General features: G+C 37.6%; 13 protein-coding genes. 9 read left to right on the forward strand and 4 right to left on the reverse strand.

Going from position 1 to position 14,114, the window contains the following annotated elements; translation table 11 throughout:
• Positions 1 to 190: hypothetical protein (locus tag H592_RS23975; protein ID WP_211235655.1), on the forward strand; the 190-nt coding region annotated here is incomplete at its 5' end.
• A 222-nt stretch (positions 191 to 412) separates the two neighbouring features.
• Here the strand turns inward: H592_RS23975 and fusA are convergent.
• Positions 413 to 2,506, reverse strand: coding sequence for an elongation factor G (fusA, locus tag H592_RS0110700; RefSeq protein WP_028868773.1), 2,094 nt, complete (start codon positions 2,504 to 2,506; stop codon positions 413 to 415).
• Positions 2,507 to 2,711: 205 nt separating this feature from the next.
• Positions 2,712 to 3,626: a 1,4-dihydroxy-2-naphthoate octaprenyltransferase gene (gene menA, locus H592_RS0110705; RefSeq protein ID WP_028868774.1), complete on the reverse strand. Its 915-nt coding sequence runs from the start codon at positions 3,624 to 3,626 to the stop codon at positions 2,712 to 2,714.
• A 115-nt stretch (positions 3,627 to 3,741) separates the two neighbouring features.
• Here menA and H592_RS0110710 point away from each other — a divergent pair, with 115 nt between their 5' ends.
• The 5 genes from H592_RS0110710 (at position 3,742) to H592_RS0110730 (ending at position 9,612) form a co-directional block, all read left to right on the forward strand.
• A complete protein-coding gene (locus H592_RS0110710; protein WP_028868775.1) occupies positions 3,742 to 5,058 on the forward strand; it encodes an isochorismate synthase in 1,317 nt (438 codons plus the stop codon).
• A 10-nt stretch (positions 5,059 to 5,068) separates the two neighbouring features.
• Positions 5,069 to 6,805 carry a 2-succinyl-5-enolpyruvyl-6-hydroxy-3-cyclohexene-1-carboxylic-acid synthase gene (gene menD / locus H592_RS0110715; RefSeq protein ID WP_028868776.1) on the forward strand — a complete coding sequence of 579 codons (1,737 nt, stop codon included), beginning with the start codon at positions 5,069 to 5,071 and terminating at the stop codon, positions 6,803 to 6,805.
• Positions 6,792 to 7,583: a 2-succinyl-6-hydroxy-2,4-cyclohexadiene-1-carboxylate synthase gene (gene menH, locus H592_RS0110720; protein WP_028868777.1), complete on the forward strand. Its 792-nt coding sequence runs from the start codon at positions 6,792 to 6,794 to the stop codon at positions 7,581 to 7,583. The genes menD and menH overlap by 14 nt, the downstream gene beginning before the upstream one ends.
• Positions 7,584 to 7,602: 19 nt before the next feature.
• Entirely contained in the window at positions 7,603 to 8,445 is an 843-nt protein-coding gene (gene menB / locus H592_RS0110725; RefSeq protein WP_028868778.1) for a 1,4-dihydroxy-2-naphthoyl-CoA synthase, read from the forward strand.
• A gap of 564 nt (positions 8,446 to 9,009) precedes the next feature.
• Positions 9,010 to 9,612, forward strand: a complete 603-nt coding sequence (locus tag H592_RS0110730) for a peroxiredoxin C (RefSeq protein ID WP_028868779.1) — start codon at positions 9,010 to 9,012, stop codon at positions 9,610 to 9,612.
• A 74-nt stretch (positions 9,613 to 9,686) separates the two neighbouring features.
• Here H592_RS0110730 and H592_RS0110735 read toward each other — a convergent pair whose 3' ends face one another.
• Together H592_RS0110735 and can are read right to left on the reverse strand one after the other, a co-directional pair.
• Positions 9,687 to 9,992, reverse strand: a complete 306-nt coding sequence (locus H592_RS0110735; protein ID WP_028868780.1) for a c-type cytochrome — start codon at positions 9,990 to 9,992, stop codon at positions 9,687 to 9,689.
• A 54-nt stretch (positions 9,993 to 10,046) separates the two neighbouring features.
• The gene (can, locus tag H592_RS0110740; protein WP_028868781.1) at positions 10,047 to 10,676 is read right to left on the reverse strand and encodes a carbonate dehydratase; all 630 of its coding nucleotides are present in this window, start codon (positions 10,674 to 10,676) and stop codon (positions 10,047 to 10,049) included.
• 53 nt (positions 10,677 to 10,729) lie between these two features.
• Here can and H592_RS0110745 point away from each other — a divergent pair, with 53 nt between their 5' ends.
• The 3 genes from H592_RS0110745 (at position 10,730) to H592_RS0110755 (ending at position 13,927) form a co-directional block, all read left to right on the forward strand.
• On the forward strand, positions 10,730 to 10,960 hold the full coding sequence (locus tag H592_RS0110745) for a YheU family protein (protein ID WP_028868782.1): 231 nt from the start codon (positions 10,730 to 10,732) through the stop codon (positions 10,958 to 10,960).
• 225 nt (positions 10,961 to 11,185) lie between these two features.
• The gene (gene crp / locus H592_RS0110750) at positions 11,186 to 11,824 is read left to right on the forward strand and encodes a cAMP-activated global transcriptional regulator CRP (RefSeq protein WP_028868783.1); all 639 of its coding nucleotides are present in this window, start codon (positions 11,186 to 11,188) and stop codon (positions 11,822 to 11,824) included.
• A 267-nt stretch (positions 11,825 to 12,091) separates the two neighbouring features.
• The gene (locus H592_RS0110755; protein WP_028868784.1) at positions 12,092 to 13,927 is read left to right on the forward strand and encodes an SLC13 family permease; all 1,836 of its coding nucleotides are present in this window, start codon (positions 12,092 to 12,094) and stop codon (positions 13,925 to 13,927) included.
• Positions 13,928 to 14,114: the final 187 nt, after the last annotated feature.

Genomic DNA, 14,114 nt, shown 5'->3' on the forward strand with positions numbered 1-14,114 from the left:
CCTTGAGTCACCTCTTGAGATAATATGTCCAAACAAATGCTTGGATACAGTGCCAGGCTTCCCCAGTTATTACACTGACTCCCTGTTAGAAATGACCACCCTCAAACACAGTGTTGGTCTGACTGAGTATTGGACTTCGCGCTATTTTGGACGCTTATCCACCAACACTGCCGAAACAGGTTACGGTTAGTTGTGTACTTCTAACTTCCTATGGCTTCCTTCAGACCCCACCGTTAGCCAGTGACGCCCTTGCCATTCGGATTATCTTCCCCTCAATCAGGGTGATCTCACTTTCTTGCAAGTGAGCGGGTTTGCCAGCTTTGCTGGGCAAACAAAAAAACCCCAATAACTTTCATTATCAGGGTTTATCAACTTTAAAATATTTTCTTTTTATCCTAATTTAGGAAAAAAATTATTTTTTAGCCGCTGCTTTATCAGCTTTAACTTTCTCAATCACAGCATCAGATACTGAAGCAGGACAAGGCATGTAGTTTTTGAACTCCATAGAGAACTGACCACGACCTGATGTCATTGTACGTAGTGAACCGATGTAACCAAACATTTCTGAAAGAGGTACGTCAGCTTTAATACGAACACCAGAAGCACTAGGCTCTTGACCAGCGATCATACCACGACGACGACTAAGGTCACCGATTACATCACCAACATGATCATCAGGAGTGAATACGTCTACAGCCATCATAGGCTCAAGAAGTTGTGCACCTGCTTTAGGGATAGACTGACGGAATGCACCACGTGCTGCTAATTCAAATGCTACTGCAGATGAATCCACGGCATGGAAACCACCATCAAAAAGTTCAACTTCAACGTCAAGTACAGGGAAACCAGCAAGTACACCAGTATCCATCATGCTTTTAAAGCCTTTCTCGATAGCTGGGAAGAATTCTTTAGGTACGTTACCACCAACAACAATTGATTTAAACGCAAAACCACTACCAGGTTCGCCAGGCTTGATACGGTAATCGATTTTACCAAATTGACCAGAACCACCAGATTGTTTCTTATGTGTGTAAGAATCTTCAATTGCTTGTGTGATTGTTTCACGGTAAGCAACTTGAGGTTCACCAACTAATAAATCAACACCGTATGAACGCTTAAGGATATCAACTTTGATATCTAAGTGAAGTTCACCCATACCAGACAGGATTGTTTCACCTGAATCAATATCTGTTTCAACACGGAATGTTGGATCTTCTGCAACCATTTTACCAATCGCAATACCCATCTTCTCAGTAGAACCTTTATCTTTTGGTGTAACAGAGATAGAGATTACAGGTTCAGGGAAAACCATTGCTTCTAGAATGATTGGATCTTTTGGATCACATAATGTGTGACCAGTTTGAACGTTACCTTTCATACCAACGATAGCGATGATATCGCCCGCTTGTGCAGAAGTAAGTTCGTTACGATCATCAGCTTGCATTTCACACATACGACCAACACGCTCAGTTTTACCTGTAGCAGCGTTCATGATGGTATCGCCTTTCTTCAATGTACCAGAGTAGATACGTACGAAAGTTAATGAACCAAAACGGTCATCAGTGATTTTAAATGCTAACGCTTTAAATGTTTCTTCAGCTGAAACGAATGCAAATTTACCATTCGGCTCGCCTTCTTCATCTGTAAGAGGTTGTGGATCAACTTCTGTAGGTGAAGGTAGGTAATCAACAACAGCGTCAAGGATGTTTTGCATACCTTTATTTTTAAACGCAGAACCACAGTAAGTTGGGAAGAACTCCATAGTACGTGTACCTTTACGGATACAACGTTTAATGTCTTCTAGAGATGGCTCTTCGCCTTCAAGGTATGCTTCAAGTAGATCATCATCTTGACCTAATGCTTCTTCAAGCAACATTTCACGGTATTCTTCTACTTTATCAACCATGTCTGCAGGTACATCAGTAAGCTCGTAGTTTTCTGGAAGACCAGTTTCATCCCAAACGTATGCTTTACGAGTTAATAGATCTACAACACCACAGAATTCGTCTTCTATACCGATTGGTAATACCATAACTAGTGGGTTAGCACCTAGTACGTCTTTAGTTTGTTTAACTACGCGGTAAAAATCAGCACCCATACGGTCTAATTTGTTTACGAAGATAATACGTGCAACTTTTGAGTCATTCGCGTAACGCCAGTTAGTTTCTGATTGTGGTTCAACACCGCCAGAACCACAGAATACACCGATGCCACCATCCAATACTTTAAGTGAACGGTATACTTCAACTGTGAAGTCAACGTGTCCAGGAGTATCGATTACGTTAAAACGATGATCTTTCCAGAAACAAGTTACAGCAGCAGACTGGATAGTAATACCGCGCTCAGCTTCCTGTTCCATGAAGTCAGTAGTTGATTCGCCATCGTGAGTTTCACCAGACTTGTGGATCTGTCCAGTAAGTTTCAAGATACGCTCTGTAGTAGTAGTTTTACCCGCATCAACGTGCGCGAAAATACCAATGTTTCTGTATTTACTTAAATCTGTCATTTTTTATACTCTGTATGTAAAAAATTGGAGGCTATATTCCCGCGGTATTATACAATCTTTGTAGTTAAACAGAACACAGTATTTAGAAAAAAGCGGAAATATGTTGTTTTTTTCGACTTTATTTTGTCATGTTTTATAAAAATAGTAAAAAAAACCGAAACAACTGACTTTAAAACCAGTTATTAGCAGAATAATTGTTCTATTTTTAAGCGATCAGAACAATCGCAAACAATAATGAAAATACAAAAGCACTGATTGCTGTGTTTTTCAGTTGTTCATTAAAAACTGCACCTTCTCGATCATCTTTTTTGATTGCTTCAGCAATTTGAATACAGCTTTTCGCTAATGGGCTGGTAATTAATAAAAATAGATATTGCCAAAATTGGCTTCCCTCAAGCTGATAAATATAGAGTGAACTACATAACATTGCAGTACTGATAAGCAGTAAGTGATAAACAAACGCTTTTTTACGTCCTAATAAAACCACTAAAGTGATTTTATTAGCCGCTTTGTCACTATAAACATCACGCATGTTGTTAATGTTTAAAACAGCTGCACTTAATAAACCGACACTGATAGCAGGTAATATCAAAGAAATAGGCAGCGTTAATGCTTGTAGATAGAAGCTACCGAGTACGCCTAATAATCCAAAGAACAAGAAAACAGCAAGATCGCCCATGGCACGATAGCCATAGGGTAATTTACCCATGGTATAAGTAATTGCAGCAATAATAGCAGCCACACCTAGCCCTAAGAAAACCAGCCAACGAGTTAAGTCACCAGCAAATGAAACGCTTAATAAAGAAAGTCCTGAAATGAGGCATAACCCTGTGACAAGCACTATTGCCTTTTTCATGGATGCGGCACTAATCAAACCACTTTGCATCGCCCTTTCTGGGCCCGTCCTCTGATCATCCGCCCCCGTTAACGCATCACCGTAATCATTGGCTAAGTTGGACAAGATTTGTAGTAATAAAGCAGTTAATAAAGATAATACAAAAATGCTCGAGCTAAAAACTTGATGTTGTACCGCTAAGCCTGCGGCAACAATAATAGAAGCAACAGCTAACGGTAAGGTACGTAATCGACATGCTTGGATCCAAACTTGAAATGATTTCACTAAAAGTCCTATAAAAAATGATGATAATTGATAACGGTACTAGGAATAAGGTTAATATCGCGCTACATTAGCAAACATGAATAGATAAATATAGCACTGGGTTATAGTCGAAGATATGAACCAACTTCAACAACTGAAAAAAACATTAACACAGCAATTACAATCATTTAGTCTTATTCACGGACATTTTCCGAATACCAATTTAACAGTAACTATTGAATCAATCAGTTTATTGCCTTTATTAAAAGGGCAAAGATTGGCTGGCCAAGAAAACTTACCATTATTACCGCATATCTATTGGCAAAATAAAGAAAAAAGTAAAACTCTTGCCTGTTTTGGCGCTATTGAGACGTTACATCATATCCCCAAAGCTACTGAACAAGCATTTTATATAGGTGGCTTAGCTTTCCAACAGCAAGGTCAACAATGGCCTGATTTTCCAGCCATTCTTTTCATCAGACCGCTAATGGTATTTGAACAATTAAGAGCGACTGACGAAGACAAAGAACAAACACAAGTCACTTTCCATTTTAATGGTGCCCATAGCATTAAAAAAACAATTGATAGCGTTAAACTGTTACAACCTGCAGTCCCCTTAATTGCATTTAACTCACAATTTCTAAAGCGTCAGGATAGCCCTAATCTGCAACAATGGGCGAAATTAGTTGAGCTTGCCATAGAATATAAGGCTTTATTACCCAAAGTCGTATTATCAAGAGAAACTGAGTTATGTTTTGATACCCCTATCAACACCTGGGATATGATGGCACTTTGGCAACAAGCTAACCCTAATAGTTTCCATTATGTTTTAAAACTATCTAATAAGCAGAGCTTTATCAGCTGCTCTCCGGAGCGCCTTTTCTGTCGTCAGCAACGAACGGTGACAACAGAAGCTTTAGCAGGCACAGTGAATAGGGGCAGAAATAAACGCGAAGATGATCTGTTATTACAAAGTTTATTAAATGATAAAAAAATAGACCGTGAAAATCATATTGTTCAAGAATTTATTGTTGCTAGTTTAAAACAACTTAAAGCACAAGTAAGCAGTGCACCCGCGCACGTAATGCAATTACATAACGTGCAACATTTATGCGTCCCTATCTCAGCACAATTAGCTGAAGATACAAAAGACAGTGACCTGTTATATAAATTACATCCGACTCCAGCGGTAGGTGGCACGCCAAAATTACCTGCATTACAATTTATTAATGACAATGAACCTTATAATAGAGGCTGGTATGCAGGCGCAGTGGGTTGTATTAGCGAACATGAAAGTGACTTTAGTGTCGCCATAAGAAGTGCCCTAGTGAGCGAAAACTGCATTAAACTATTTGCAGGAGCAGGCATTGTCACCGGGTCCATTGCAGAACAAGAATGGCAAGAGTTAGATAATAAGATTCAAACGATATTAACCATATTGGGTACACATTAGAGGGCGCGCAATGAAACAGGCAGATCATCAATATACCTTTCCCCATCAACACTATAATATTAATTTATTATGGTCTAGCCTGTTTATTGAAGAGTTAACTCGCTATGGTATCAGTGACTTTTGTATTGCACCAGGATCTCGCTCAACCCCATTGATACTGGCTGCTGCTAATCACCCAAAAGTAATAACACATGTTCATTTTGACGAACGAGGCTTAGGCTTTCTTGCATTAGGTTTGAGCCAAGCTTCATCAAAGCCCGTTGTAATCATCACAACATCAGGAACCGCAGTGGCTAATTTATATCCAGCTGTTATTGAAGCTAAACAAAGCCATATTCCACTGATCATCATTTCTGCAGATAGGCCTCCTGAACTCATTAATTGCGCAGCAAATCAAGCAATAAATCAGCACAAAATTTTTGCCGATTACCCAGTATTTTTTGCACAAATTCCAACGCCGACTGAATCTATCAAAAGTAATTACTTATTAACAACGCTCAATCAAGGTTTATTCCAGCAACATTTAGATAAAGGCCCGATCCACTTTAATATGGCAATTGCAGAACCTTTTTATCCCGAACAGAGCACCATTAACTTCAAAAACTACCTTAGTAGTTTAAAAGGATGGGATAGCCATCATGCTCTTTACACTACTTATCATTCAACACAACAGGGTGAGGTCGTAAATCAAAATATTGAGTTGAATGCAGAGAAAGTTTTAGTACTTGTGGGACGTATCAGCGATAAGCAACAGGCAATGGCAATTGCACAGTTTTGCCAACAATTTAATCTATTAATGTTCGCAGATGTTCAGTCTCAGTTACAGGGAGTAATAAATAATATAACCGGCTACGATTTATTATTATGCAATCAATCATTTAAGCAACACATCGATCAAGCAGATCTAATTATACAATTTTCAGATCACTTAGTGAGCAAAAGGTTAACACAATATATCGGCTCAACGGCCACACCTATTTGGGTGGTTTCTGAATATACTCAACGCATAGATCCCGCACATTGCGTCACTCAACGTTTTGTAAGTAATGCAAAAAACTTCATAAAACAAGCACACAATAATAAAACAACAGATAAAAAGTGGATTGAAAAAATAAAAGTATATCAAGATCAGCTGCCAGATATTATTAAGCCTTATTTACTAAATGATCAGATTAGTGAAGTAAATAGTACTGCATATGTATTAAATCACAGCACAGATAATATTATTCTAGGGAATAGTCTCGCGATCCGCTTAGCTGATATGTTTGCCAATACAAACGCAACAATTTATAGCAATCGTGGTGCAAGTGGAATAGATGGTGTGATTGCAACGGCAGTGGGTATTGCTAAAAATAAACAGGCGGCAACGGCGCTATTAATTGGCGACACCTCTTTTTTATATGATTTAAACTCCTTAGCGTTATTAACTCAGTTACAACACCCCTTTGTGATTGTGCTTTTAAATAATGATGGTGGAGGTATTTTTAACTTATTACCCGTCCCTAAAGCTCAACACCAAGCATTTTATCAGTTACCGCACGGCTTAACGTTTTCCCAAACCTGCGCGCAATTTTCAATTCACTACCAACAGCCTAAAACGTTGACAGCCTTTAAAGAAAATTACCAACATGCACTCGCGATAACTACCCACAATAAAGCAACATTAATTGAAGTTTGTATCAGCAATCTACTAACGCCAATCCAGTTAGCAGAAATAAAGGAGCAATTACAAAATGCCATTATTTAGTGAACAGCAAGGTTCAAAGGACCACCCAACGTTGGTTTTTTTGCATGGTTTTTTAGGCAATAGAAAGGATTGGCAAACCACCATCGAGCACCTTAAAAATGACTTCCATTGTGTTACCATCGATTTACCAGGTCACGGATCTTCGGTTTCTAACGTAGCTCCTTTAGAAGGTGGTTTTGAACATTGCCATAAATTGATAAAGTTCACCTTAGCATCACTTAACATTAACTCGTTTTGTTTAGTCGGATACTCACTCGGTGGGCGTATTGCATTGGATTACGCTCGCAGTCAAAATGACCCTCGTTTAACACATTTAATTTTAGAATCATGCCATATTGGATTAGTAGATAAAGAAGCAAAGCAAAATCGTTATCAATTTGATCTTGCTTGGGCAGAGAAATTCTCTACTCAATCTATCGAAGAAAGTTTACAGCAATGGTATGCACAGCCGATCTTTGAGGATTTAAATGAACAACAAAAACAAAATATCATAAAAAAAAGGAATCATAACTACGGTGTTTTCTTAGCGAATATGTTGCTTTCAACCAGCTTAGCCCAACAACATTGTGCTCAAGACTTTTTAAGCAAAACAACGTTAGCGATTAGTTATTTTTATGGGCAAAAAGATACCAAGTTTACGCAGATAGCTAAATTTATTCCGCAAACAAAAAATATAAAAACTCACTGTTTTAATGGTTTAGGTCATAACACGCACCAACAAGATCCCATAAACTATGCCAATAATATTAAACAATTATTATTAACAGAGCATTCTTAAACATTACGTTGGAGCCATTATGACTGATTCAGACTTTTATTCAGCAATACAATGGAACGAAAGTTCTTTACCTTTTGAAGATATTTTTTATCACAAAGCCGAAGGTATTGCGAAAATAACCATTAATCGACCACAAGTACGTAACGCATTTCGCCCTCAAACAGTCAACGAAATGATGCAAGCATTAAGTGATGCACGTTATGACCAAAAAATTGGTGTCATTATTCTTACTGGCGCTGGAGATTTAGCATTTTGCTCAGGCGGAGATCAAAGTGTCCGTGGTGATTCAGGTTATAAAGATGAAGAAGGTGGGCACCATCTTAATGTATTAGACTTTCAACGCCAGATTCGGACTTGTCCCAAACCTGTGATAGCAATGGTTGCTGGTTATGCTGTCGGGGGTGGTCATGTATTGCACATGATGTGCGACTTAACGATTGCCGCGGATAATGCAAAATTTGGTCAAACAGGCCCTAAAGTTGGATCTTTTGATGGTGGTTGGGGCGCCAGTTATATGGCGCGTATTGTAGGGCAGAAAAAAGCGCGTGAAATCTGGTTTCTTTGCCGTATGTATGATGCACAAGAAGCCGTTGATATGGGGTTAGTGAACACCGTTGTTCCATTAGTAAACCTTGAGAAAGAAACAGTAAAATGGTGCCGAGAGATATTACAAAATAGCCCGATGGCATTGCGTTGTTTAAAAGCGGCACTTAATGCGGATTGTGATGGTCAAGCTGGGTTACAAGAATTAGCTGGAAATGCAACGATGCTGTTTTATATGAGTGAGGAAGGTCAAGAAGGAAGAAATGCTTTCAACGAAAAACGCAAACCTGACTTTAGTAAATATGGACGTAATCCTTAGCCCTCAGCCCTGAAGAAAAGCAGATACTTAGATAAACCCGTACTAAAAAGTCGGGTTTATTAGCTTTAATAAGAGACTAAAAACCCTACAGCCATTAATAACAACATTAATTCAGTTCCTCACTTTTATCCTGTTCATATTTTAATATTCGTTATTCAAAGTAGCCGTTCAGTTCTGTTATTTATATCAATTATCGATAAGCGTAATGCGATTCATTTGATGCTATTCAAAAGATGGATTTAACTAAAAGTAATTCGCTTTATCCACTATTATTGATGTCCGACGGATAATTACAGTGACTAACCCAATAAGATCCGCCCCTTCCTGAGACTTATCTATTTAGATAGCTTCAAGACCATTAATAGCATCAACATCAACATTAACATCAACAAATAATTATCGAGTTTGTAGTGAGAAATAAAAGCAAAAAACCGATAGTTAAAACCTATTAAATTAATTGATACAAACAATTCGCATATTTTTTTTATTTAACGCATCCTAATGAAGTTATGTCTGATAAAAATAATTCATAACTTCATTTGAACTTATATAAAGGAAAATCTCATGGTATTAGTAGGTAAGCAAGCTCCTGATTTTACAGCAGCAGCAGTATTAGGTAACGGTGAAATTGTTGATAGTTTTAACCTAAAAGAATTCGCAAACGGTAAAGAAACAGTTATCTTCTTTTACCCATTAGATTTCACTTTTGTATGTCCTTCAGAACTCATTGCTTTTGACAAACGTTTTGGTGATTTCCAAGCACGTGGTGTTGAAGTAATTGGTGTATCAATTGATTCACAATTCTCTCACAACGCATGGCGTAACACTGCTATCAATGATGGCGGTATCGGTGCTGTTCAATACCCATTAGTTGCAGACGTTAAACACGAAATCTGTAAAGCATATGATGTTGAATTAGAAGAAGCTGGCGTTGCATTACGTGGTTCTTTCTTAATTGACAAAAACGGTGTTGTTCGTCATCAAGTAGTTAACGATCTACCTTTAGGTCGTAACATCGATGAAATGTTGCGTATGGTTGATGCACTACAATTCCATGAAGAGCACGGTGAAGTTTGTCCTGCACAATGGGCTAAAGACAAAGCAGGTATGGAAGCTACTCCAGAAGGCGTTGCAAAATACTTATCAGGTCACTCTGACGACCTATAATATTTGATATTTAAATATCTATATTAATAATAAAAATGGCCTCTATGAGGCCATTTTTGATCACGCGGTCATGTTTATTTCAAGGAAGAGTAATAAGCAGCAAGATCAGCGATATCAGTATCACTTAAAGCTGCGGCTTGCGGCGTCATCAGTGCTGACATACCACCTTGTCGTTGCGAAGCTTTATACGCTTTTAATGATGAAGCTAAATAAACTTCTTTTTGTCCTTTAAGATTAGGATAAATAGGTACAGCAGAAATACCCTCTACACCATGACAAGCAACACAAACAGCAGACTTCGCTTTACCTGCATCAATATCTCCTGCACTAACAAAAAAAGGCAGGCCAACCAACAACAAACCGATTAACTTTTTGTTCATATTCAACTCCATTTTAAAATCACTCTTTGGTTAACTAGTCTAGTACTGCATTAATTAATTAATATGATACAAATCATTAATGCTATCAATATTATCAAAATTCACTTGTAAGTCTTTTAAACGACCATTTTTTACAGAATAAATCAGACCGTGTACGGTGAGGTCCTGGCCTTTTACCCAAGCATTTTGCACACAGGTTGTATGACAAACATTTTTAACTTGCTCAATGATATTGAGCTCAGTGAGGTGATCCAACTTTTGTTTCTCTGTCATTGAATCTAAGAATTCAGCACGATGATTAACATACACATCTTTAATATTTCTTAGCCACCCATCAATCAATTCAAAGGATTGCTTTTCCATTGCTGCACGTACTCCGCCACAGTCATAGTGCCCTGTCACCATAATATGTTTAACTTTTAATACATCAACAGCATATTTAATCACAGACATACAGTTCAAGTCGGTATGAATCACTAAATTAGCAATATTACGATGTACAAAAACATCACCAGGCATCAAGCCTAATAGCTGATTGGCAGGCACTCGACTATCAGAACAACCAATCCATAAATACTCTGGTGATTGCTGCTCAGCTAAGTGCATAAAAAAATCAGGATCTTCTTTTAAGATATCCTCCGCCCATTGCTTATTATTTTTAAGTAAATCATTTAACAAACTCATACTTCACCTCTAAATTACTGTATTGTTAAAGAAAAGCCTAGATGAGCCCTTTTATGTTAATACCTTACCAACAACTTGATGTAATGACATTAAACAATTTAATAGAACAATATATTTTACGTGAGGGTACTGATTACGGAGAAGTAGAGTTTTCATTACAACAAAAAACGCAACAAATTTTAACTCAAATAAAAAATGAAGAAATATTTATCATGTATTCAGAGTTAAATGAGAGTGTCACTTTGATTAGTAAGCAAGAGTTCCAACAGACTCAAAATAGATGAATAAATCATAGTTCTTTGGTTAATTCCGAGAGCATAAGTGCAGAACTAATCAAAACCATAATAAATAAATCTTGTTTATGACCAAGATCTAATTTATTGCACAACTAATGTTGAGAAACATTATAGAGTTTGAAAAAAAAGCGATACAATTCATATACAAGTCTATTCGTGCAACAAATGAAAAGAAATAGCCATTAGCTATTCAATACAGATAAAGGGAAGTTTATGATCATTACCAAACCTCAAACCGATCCTACTTTAGAATGGTTTTTATCACATTGTCATACGCACAAATATCCGGCAAAAAGTATGTTAATTCATGCAGGTGAAAAAGCTGACACACTGTACTTTATTGTTAAAGGATCTGTTGCTGTTGTAATTAAAGATGAAGATGGAAAAGAGATGATCCTATCTTATCTAAACCAAGGTGATTTCATCGGTGAATTAGGTTTATTTGACAAAGAAGAAGAACCAATTCGCAGTGCTTCTGTGAAAGCAAAATCAGCATGTGAAGTGGCTGAAATTTCTTACAAAAAATTTACTCAGCTAATTACAGTAAATCCTGAAATTTTAATGCGCCTTTCTCGCCAAATGGCGAACAGACTACAAGTTACTAGCCAAAAAGTAGGTAACTTAGCATTTTTAGATGTAACAGGTCGTATTGCAAACACATTATTAGATTTAGCTAAGCAACCCGATGCGATGACACATCCAGATGGTATGCAAATCAAAATCACGCGTCAAGAAATCGGTCAAATCGTGGGCTGTTCACGTGAGACTGTTGGACGCATCTTGAAAATGTTAGAAGAACAAGGCCTTATCTCTGCACATGGTAAAACAATCGTAGTATTTGGTACGCGTTAATCGCATGAAAATATAACAATAAAAAACCGCTTAACTGCGGTTTTTTTATATCTGCATTTTATTTCTAACAATACAGGACAATAAAAGAGCGATATTTCACAATCATGATTCATCCCGCAAAAAAACAAAAGCGTTATGCTAAAGTAATGATGGTATCGCTTTTAACCTAGTCCTGATATCAGTTTCATATCAATACCACCCAAATATCACAACCTGCATACATCTAATATATAAAATGATAACAAGACATTATTAAGGAGATGGCATTTGAATATTCCAGATCTACCTAATAATCATGCGCTTATAGTGTTGTTGATCACAGTACTCGCGTTATATTTATTCCGTCGTGAAGATATTCCTTTAGAAACATCCTCGCTTTCAATCATAGCGGTCCTCTGTCTATTATTTGTATTCTTCCCTTTCTACGACGAAAAAGCCGCCCATTACTTTGAACCAAGTTCATTATTTTTAGGATTTGGACACGAAGCTTTAGTCACGGTTTGTGCATTAATGATTATTGGCCATGGTATTGTTCGAACTGGCGCATTAGAGCCGATCGGTCGATATCTAGCCAAACTATGGAGAATAAGCCCTAAATTATCTTTATTATTAACTTTGATCTTAGCGGGTGCGCTAAGTGCATTTATCAATAACACACCCGTTGTTGTTTTATTACTGCCCATTTTAATCAGTGTCTCGTTACGTACTAAAACAGATTCATCACCATTACTTCTACCTATGGGGTTAGCAACGTTAGTTGGGGGAATGGCAACAACTATAGGAACGTCAACAAACTTATTAGTCGTTAGTATCGCAAAAAATATGGGAGTTATTGAATTTGAGTTATTTGATTTTATTCAACCGGCATTGATCGCTGCCGTGGTTGCAGTCCTGTATTTAGGATTTATAGCACCTAAATTATTACCTACTCGTACACCTTCAATGCCAGATACCTCTCCACGCTTATTTACGGCTTATTTAAATATCAATGAAGACAGTGCAGCTAATGGTAAAACGATTACAGAAATAATTAAACTGACCGATGGTGTCATCAAAATAGAGGGAATTCAACGTAATCAAAACCAGCAAAATATCATCCCTTTACCAGATACAGTCCTTATTGCTGGTGACCGTTTAAAAATACATGATTATCCTGATAATATTAAAGAGTATGAATCAGTATTGGGGGCGACTTTATTTTCTGATTCAGATAAGTCTAATGAACTATCTGCTTTGGAAGCAGGAGATCAGACACTAGCAGAAATTGTGATCATTGCCGGATCAGGGTTAGAAGGAAGAACCTTACAACAAACCAACTTTCTTAATAGAAATGATATCTCAGTGATAGCATTGCATCGAGCAGGTAAACCCATGGAGACAGCCCGCAGTGGTATTCCAAATACCTCTCTGAGAATTGCTGATGTGTTATTAGTACAAGGTAAAACAAAACAAATAGAACGATTAAAATCTCAACAAGGTTTATTAATCATAGATGGTGCAGAACAATTACCACAAACTAGCAAGGCACCGTTAGCGTTGGGGACATTACTTGCTGTTGTATTATCTTCCGCATTCGACTTATTACCAATTGAAATTAGTTCAGTGTGTGGCGTACTAGTATTATTAATCAGTAAATGTTTAAACTGGGAAGAAGCCTCTTCCGCATTAAGTACCCAAGTCATTTTAATAGTAGCAGCCTCTTTAGCACTCGGTGCTGCGTTGATGTCTACAGGAGGAGCGGAGTACATTGCACAAGTATTTGTAGTTTTATCCTCTGGCCTTCCACCAGGAGGAGTTTTATCGGCTTTAATGCTACTGCTCGCTATCTTAACTAATATTGTTTCTAATAATGCAGCGGCAGTTATTGGAACTCCCATTGCCATCTCAGTTGCTACTCAGCTTAACCTTTCACCAGAACCATTTATACTTGCTGTATTATTTGGTGCCAACTTAAGTTATGCAACTCCAATGGCTTATAAAACTAATCTATTAGTGATGAACGCAGGCGGCTATCAATTTTCTGACTTTCTACGTATAGGCATTCCCTTAGTCATATTAATGTGGATAACCCTCTCATTAATATTAAATTGGATGTACTTATAGCAACGATCCATTGCAGATTTATCGATACTATCTAAGTCTGATCATTGAATTGAGTATCTAGCTGCTTTTAGAGAACTTGGCGATAGTTGAACATTGCTCATGACCCATCGCTATCGCGATATTCGCCCTACTGTCGCACTAAAGGATGGCCACTGCGTGGCGCTTTATTTATCCCATGCTCAAGCAG

The sequence above is a fragment of the Psychromonas arctica DSM 14288 genome (assembly GCF_000482725.1).
GTDB classification, from domain to species: domain Bacteria; phylum Pseudomonadota; class Gammaproteobacteria; order Enterobacterales; family Psychromonadaceae; genus Psychromonas; species Psychromonas arctica.

Bases quoted from the DNA above. Each gene is read 5' to 3' on its own strand.
- fusA (WP_028868773.1), bottom strand. From the start codon at position 2,506: ATGACAGATTTAAGTAAATACAGAAACATTGGTATTTTCGCGCACGTT.
- H592_RS0110710 (WP_028868775.1), top strand. From the start codon at position 3,742: ATGAACCAACTTCAACAACTGAAAAAAACATTAACACAGCAATTACAA.
- menD (WP_028868776.1), top strand. From the start codon at position 5,069: ATGAAACAGGCAGATCATCAATATACCTTTCCCCATCAACACTATAAT.
- menH (WP_028868777.1), top strand. From the start codon at position 6,792: ATGCCATTATTTAGTGAACAGCAAGGTTCAAAGGACCACCCAACGTTG.
- menB (WP_028868778.1), top strand. From the start codon at position 7,603: ATGACTGATTCAGACTTTTATTCAGCAATACAATGGAACGAAAGTTCT.
- H592_RS0110730 (WP_028868779.1), top strand. From the start codon at position 9,010: ATGGTATTAGTAGGTAAGCAAGCTCCTGATTTTACAGCAGCAGCAGTA.
- H592_RS0110735 (WP_028868780.1), bottom strand. From the start codon at position 9,992: ATGAACAAAAAGTTAATCGGTTTGTTGTTGGTTGGCCTGCCTTTTTTT.
- can (WP_028868781.1), bottom strand. From the start codon at position 10,676: ATGAGTTTGTTAAATGATTTACTTAAAAATAATAAGCAATGGGCGGAG.
- H592_RS0110745 (WP_028868782.1), top strand. From the start codon at position 10,730: ATGTTAATACCTTACCAACAACTTGATGTAATGACATTAAACAATTTA.
- crp (WP_028868783.1), top strand. From the start codon at position 11,186: ATGATCATTACCAAACCTCAAACCGATCCTACTTTAGAATGGTTTTTA.